The 6,336-nt window shown below is 55.2% G+C and carries 3 protein-coding genes and 2 pseudogenes; 3 read left to right on the plus strand and 2 right to left on the minus strand.

Annotation, left to right across the window (positions count from 1 at the left end):
- Positions 1-463 precede the first annotated feature (463 nt).
- From NKI47_RS34375 to NKI47_RS34385, 3 genes and pseudogenes are all read left to right on the plus strand, one after another.
- Positions 464-1,552 (plus strand): D-alanine--D-alanine ligase family protein, encoded by a 1,089-nt coding sequence (locus tag NKI47_RS34375; protein WP_352596170.1) that lies wholly within the window; start codon positions 464-466, stop codon positions 1,550-1,552.
- Between the two features lie 257 nt (positions 1,553-1,809).
- Positions 1,810-2,067 (plus strand): carbamoyltransferase C-terminal domain-containing protein, encoded by a 258-nt coding sequence (locus tag NKI47_RS34380; RefSeq protein ID WP_352596173.1) that lies wholly within the window; start codon positions 1,810-1,812, stop codon positions 2,065-2,067.
- Positions 2,001-2,468: pseudogene (locus tag NKI47_RS34385) on the plus strand (carbamoyltransferase C-terminal domain-containing protein); the annotation flags it as partial. The gene NKI47_RS34380 and the pseudogene NKI47_RS34385, both read left to right, overlap by 67 nt.
- Positions 2,469-2,607: 139 nt before the next feature.
- Here NKI47_RS34385 and NKI47_RS34390 read toward each other — a convergent pair.
- Positions 2,608-3,843 carry an ATP-grasp domain-containing protein gene (locus NKI47_RS34390; protein ID WP_352596176.1) on the minus strand — a complete coding sequence of 412 codons (1,236 nt, stop codon included), beginning with the start codon at positions 3,841-3,843 and terminating at the stop codon, positions 2,608-2,610.
- A 1,416-nt stretch (positions 3,844-5,259) separates the two neighbouring features.
- Positions 5,260-6,248 (minus strand): annotated as a pseudogene (locus NKI47_RS34400) (IS110 family RNA-guided transposase).
- Positions 6,249-6,336: the final 88 nt, after the last annotated feature.

Genomic DNA, 6,336 nt, shown 5'->3' on the forward strand with positions numbered 1-6,336 from the left:
CTTCCACGGGAATCGGTGATCGCAACGTCACCACCGTGCCATGGCCGCTCGCCCCTCAGAGCAGGCGCCGTTCTCTCTCCAAAACTTTTTGCAGAACCTTCAGCACACTATCCCTTCTGGTTCGTCCTTCCGTGGTGAGGATCGGCTCGCACCGCCCGAGCAACTCTCGCACGCGCAGTGTAGGGCGAGCCACCTCACTGATAGAGGGGGACATACGGTCCTACAGCCTATCCGCTTATGGACCTGCACGGGCAAATTCCTGCATTTGGCATTAGAGTCGACCTCGTTGACTTGGATCTGGAGGTCTTTCCAAAATGCGGTGTTGAAGTTGGGCCTTGCCCACCGTTCGGCCGTCCGAGATCGTGGTATCAGTGCCTGAGTCAAGCTACCAGATTTGGCGGCTCCTGAAAAACACAACACCAATGTATTTCTAAGCGTGTGTCAGGAAATAAAGGAGAGAAATATGTCTCTTGACGTTTCATTCATATTCGGCGGACTCTCGAGTGAGTATGATGCGTCCATCTCAAACTTAACACACATCATCTCCTCCTACTTGGCTCTCCCTCCTGCCGAACGACCATTCTCTGTGAAACATTTGTATCATCTCAGCCGAGATGACAGCCTTGTTCGCACATTTCCATTCCACAGTGCTTTTACAATTTCTAAACTCCAGACCTATATTTCCGACACCAGCATCCTTCCTGGACGTACGCTACCCTACACTTTTGACGCGATTAAATCGCGCAACGAATATGTTGTAAACCTGTTGCCAGGCCAGTTTGGCGAAGACGGCGGAGTTCAGACACTTGCAGCGCTTTTTGGTTTAAAAGGCACGTTCGGCGACCCACAGGTTGCATCGTTGGCGATGAATAAGCACGCAATGTCGTCATTTGTCTCGTCGCTATTTCCCGCTGAAACTGTGAAAGTGCCAAAGACAAAGTTAGTAAAACCACGATATTTGGATAACGCAATACAATTTGCGCAGTCACTTCGAGGCCCGGTTGTCGCGAAGCCGAATTCACTTGGCTCATCACTATTCACCGACGTTTTTGGTACCTTTTCTGATCCCGAGGCTGATATCTATCCGCTCCTTGATAAAATATTTAAATACGATAGTGCCGCTCTATTTCAAGAGTTCATTCCAGGCGATGATTATTCTTGCGGCTGTATAGTAACATCATCAGAACTGATAATGCTTCCTGTCGTAAAGATCGAAACAGAGAGGGGTTTTTTTGGCTATAACGAAAAAGAGGACAGTAAATTATCTAATAAGAAAATAGTTGACACGGGGGACACGGTGTCAGAGAGGCTTAAATCCGTGACCAGGATCATAGCATCGGCGATTGATATTTATAGTATAGCCCGTTTTGATTTCAGAGTTACAAATACGTCTGAGATCTATTTTTTGGAGTGCAACTGCATCCCCGGATTGTCTAAAGATAGTATATTCACAAAAATGCTTCTCCATCACGATATGACAGTTATCGACCTAATATTATTGGTCGCATCTCATTCTAATAGCTTCACTAGGAAACCGCATCTTATTGAATAGATGTCGATTTGCCCAGCGGCGGCATTCGTTGACTCATTCGGATATTCCCGTTCCCGCTGAACCGTGATTCCTTGGGCGGACTATTCGCCGGCGCAGCTTCGCCAACTCGCCAAACGGTCCAGAGATACTAAACCGCAGATTGCTTTCGCTATCGGCGGTTCTGGAGGGGATAAGCCGCGGCGAGGCAGCCAAGAGTGGGGGGTGGACCGGCAAACTGACCCCGGAGCCGCCGCGAGATCGAAGCCTGGGTAGGGGGGATGAGCATTGTTGAGTGCGATGACGTCTTCAAGGCCGCAGCCGACAAAATTGCTCAGGGTAAAATAATCGAATGGGCGAGGGGCAGATCTGAGTTCGGGCCGCGTGGGCTTGGCAACCGAAGCATACTTGGAGCCCCTCGATCTCGAGAAAACTGGCGACGGATTAATCCAGCAAATAGCAGCGAGAGAGCTTTCGCCCGTTTGCGCCAGCGGTGCTCGCTGAGAATTTTGATGGCTATTTCATCCCGCTGCCATTGAATCAAAATATGGACCATATGATATTTGTTGCTAAGGTGCGAGAAGTCGTCACTAGAGTGAGTTTTGGAGGCTAATATCGGCATACAAGGAAAGCGGAATGCCCGGTACTCCTAAACACCTCATTCAACCATCGATACGAACCAATTGCCCAAGATGTGGCCCACGCTATTCGGCCATTCTTAGCGACCGGCCTAGATTACTTGTCTGTCGAAGACAACATGGCTGAAAAAACTACGGACGTAAGGAGCCTTATCGCAACATGTAGTCTAAACCTAAGTGACGCGGCGTGGGTAGAGGAAATCACAACGGTCAAACAGCAGTGGGCCGTCCTGAGGCGGGCGCCAAGCTACACTCGTCAGTTGAACAGCTGGCATCTGCCCAAAAAGGAATGTAACGAATGAACGCATGAACAAAGCGATCTCGAACTCTGGAAGTCTCGTCGGCCATCCAGGGATCTCGGCTCTGGAGATCTCACTGATGTCCATGCGGGCCCTGCCGGTTTTGTGTTGCAAGGAGTCGAATTGGGGCGCGCAGGTGTCGCTATTCGCCAAGGTTCGGAAATGGTATTATTGACCAATCGATTAAGTCGACGGCACGCTGAAGGATCGCCTTGGTCCGAGTCAGGCTGGGGGAAGCGGCGATGACATGTCCGATACAGTCTCGGTAATCGCCTTTCCTGACGATCGGCGTCTTGGGTTCAACATAAAAGTTGACCTCGACGACACCTGATACAGCAGCCGCGCGACTGTCGCCACCGATCCAATCGAGCATGCCATCGCGATCAGCAACTAGCCACCGCGCGACCGCAGTCTGCGAATGGCTTCTGCGTAAATTCCATTCGTCGCCGATAACGAGTTTGATGTGCTCGGTGACGAGATCGATACCGTAAGCCAGCTGAACCAGTTCAGGAGCGGGCGAACCTGGAAGACGCGGATTGACTTCGATGACGACTGGACCACGCTGCGTCCACCGGAGTTCAACGTTCGTTGGCCCCCAGCCAAGGCCGAGAGCTCGCAAACAGCTCAGCGAAACCTCGGCGATGCGATGATGCTCGTCATCAGTCAGCTCGGCCGGGCAGGTGAGCTCACGATAGACGAAATGGGGTGGGCGGCAGAAGTCAAGGACGCTGATCCCAATGACTTCATTTCCCATTATGTCAATGCAATAATGCGGGCCCTGTGCGAATTCTTCGACCAGTATCCTCGGCGAAGACCGCCATATGTGCTTCCCGCCCAACAGATACGTGGTATGTTCGGCCAACTCATCGACGTTGCGGCACAATCGGACTCCGCTGCTTCCGCTGCCTACGGCTGGCTTAACAATCACCGGCAGGCCGATTTCCGCAGCAGCGCTTTCCACGTCCGCCGCATCTGTCGCCACACGATAACCAGGTACTGAAACGCCAGCCTCCGCGAGAACCTGACGTTGAGCGAATTTGTCGCAGCATCGTTCAATCGATGCGGGGTTCGGTCCCGGTAGATCGAAGTGACGGCAGAGCTTGCCAACTGTCGCAGAGACCGACTCGTCGTCGCCCGCAAAGCCAGTAATGCCAGCAATGTCATACGTAGCACGCAGCCGGCAACATTCGCGGATCAGCGCATCGAAATTGTCTGTATCAACACGAATAGCCTCAACGCTTTCCGCCGCAAGATATTCGTACTGAGCCGGATCAGCCGACAGAGTAATTGGATGAAGGCCAAGACGCTGAGCCGCTTGGACGTGGAGCGGACCATTACCCCTATGACCTTCAACCAGAATGATCGCTTTTCTTGCCATGGGCTTTTGGCTCCGAGGTTTCGTGCTGCGCGGCCCGACCGTAAACAGTCATCAGCTTTTTAACTGTGCCTGATCTCAGACTTCGAGGTGAAGGTACCAGTGTCAGCGCTTGGCGGTCGTAAAGAGTTTGTAAACTTAGTTGAAGGATCTGTTGCGACGTTTTGGTACCGGCCGTGTGGCACGCAGCCTCTCGACGAATTTAGGAGGGTTCCGACGTTCAAAGGTCGCCAGTTTGTCCATCAGTGATCCGCTTTGCGCTAGTACCTGGTCTACAATCTCGGCCTGCGTGATCTTGAAAGGATGAGGGCTGAGAGGTTGGTTATGCGGTAATCCTGACTGCGGTGACCAGTGTGAATCGCCCTTTAATACGAACAGAGCAGCAGCGGTCGTCGGCTGCTATAGTCGCAGAGGCAAGCGGGCATGGCGGCAGTGTGCTGTGACGATGCCACCAATGGCACGGCGTAAGCCCATTCCCTCAGGCTGTCTGGATGGTGCGCTCGGCCTTCCGGTCCTTTCAGGACACTAACTCCAGCGAATGGCGGATCAGTTGCAGGATACCGGTCTGGACCCGGTCTGAGGGAAGACGGCGCCTCGGGAAAACCCCTCAAGCCATCGATAACGGCAATGAGAATGCGGCGACGCCCCCGTTCTTCAACTCGTTCATCAGCCTGGCACCGACGATCCCGACCGCTCCTCCAGGCTACAATCCCCATAGTGCCAGACCGTCCCGCGGCTTTGTTCAATCCGGCTTGCAATGAGGTCCGACACTCAGCCGGCCGCTCCGTCGAGCATGCGGACCTCACAGAAGCCTCCAGATTCAATCCGGGCTGCAAATCAGCTTCAAGGTGCCGGCGGGGAAAGGAGAGGCCGGCATGGATGAGCAAGCCATATTCGAACGGTCTTCTGTGCAGGTTGTTGCTCGGTTGAACAGGACGGCTTTCGCGCCGACAAGTGCTGCGCGCTATAATGTTAGCCTAAGCGTGGTGATCCCGTCCGTCGGGCGCTTTCGAGAGACAGGTAGCGTCAGCCCAAGGTGGGGACAAGCCCAAGGGCTCACCGCGACTGGCTGGTTGAGAGCTGCCGCAATCAGGCCTTCGCCTTGCGCGGGCTGGTCGCTGAAATCGCCGGACAGGTGATATTGTGATCATGGACTTGTGTGGACGCCCCCGTCAGCGCAAGAAGAATCTTATATGAAGAATGAGGAGCGTGGTCGGGTGCTGACATGTGTCCGGCCTCTGATGCGGCGTTCCACATGCCGCGGGCCCGTATGGGAGTTCGCGGAGCGGGTCCAATTCAATCTCGCGTGCTCAAGGCACGTATCCATGATCTGGTTTTCCCGATCCCGTCTCGTTGACCGTTGCGCCATACTCTCCGTTTGACCTTCTCACACTTTCGAGGCCTTCCGGCCGAGCGGAACTAACCCGCCACCGCCGGAGCCCGATAGGTTCCGCCTTTCGCCATCAATGCCCAGACGATGCGTGCCGTCTTGTTGGCAAGCGCGACGATCACCAACATGGGCGGCTTACGGTCCAGCATGCGCATGAGCCATGGGTCCGCAGATTTCCCCTTCCGCATCGCCCAGCGCACGGCAGCGCTGGCCCTATAATGAGCAGGCGGCGCAGAGTTCGTTCGCCCATGCGGGACGTCTCGCCAAGCTTCTGCTTCCCGCCCGTGGAACGCTGCAACGGAGTGAGCCCCAGCCAGGCCGCAAAATCACGCCCCCTTTTGAAGGTCTGAGCCGACGGAGCCAGAGCGGCGAGAGCAGTCGCGGTGATCGATCCTATCCCCGGGATAGTCATCAGTCGTTTCGATTCCGCGTCCTCCCTGGCGCGCCGGGCGATCTCGCGGTCGAGCACAGCCACCCTCTCATCCAGCGAGCGCAACTGTTCCACGAACAGACACAGGATCGGACGGGCGGCCTCTGGGATGGCGGAGCCATGATCCTCGATCGCCGTTACAAGCTTGGCCACATGGAAAAGGCCCTGCGCGGCCACCAGCCCGAATTCGGCAAGATGGCCACGTATCGCATTGATGGTCTGGGTCCGCTGGCGCACCAGAAGATCGCGAGCGCGAAACACCATCGCCGCAGCCTGTTGTTCCTCACTCTTGGCTGCCACAAAACGCATCGTCGGCCGTTGCGCAGCTTCGCAGATCGCCTCCGCATCGGCGGCATCGTTCTTCTGCCTCTTCACGAAAGGCTTGACGTAGCCCGGAGCGATCAGCCGGACGTTATGTCCCAGCTTCGTGATCTCCCGCGCCCAGTAATGGCTGCTGCCGCAGGCCTCCATGGCAACCGTGCAAGCCGGCTGCGCATCAAAGAATTTAAGCATCTGATCGCGGCGAAGCTTCTTTCTAAACAGGATAGCTCCCGATGCATCTGCACCATGCACCTGGTCGGGTAGCAGCGGCGCATTGCTGCGCCGCCGCCCCCTAAGAACCGGACATGCGGATCACCCCGCATCCGGCTCAAGCCATTCTTCAGCACCATGGTGT

The sequence above is a fragment of the Mesorhizobium sp. M0633 genome, assembly GCF_040320645.1.
In the GTDB taxonomy this organism is placed as follows: domain Bacteria; phylum Pseudomonadota; class Alphaproteobacteria; order Rhizobiales; family Rhizobiaceae; genus Mesorhizobium.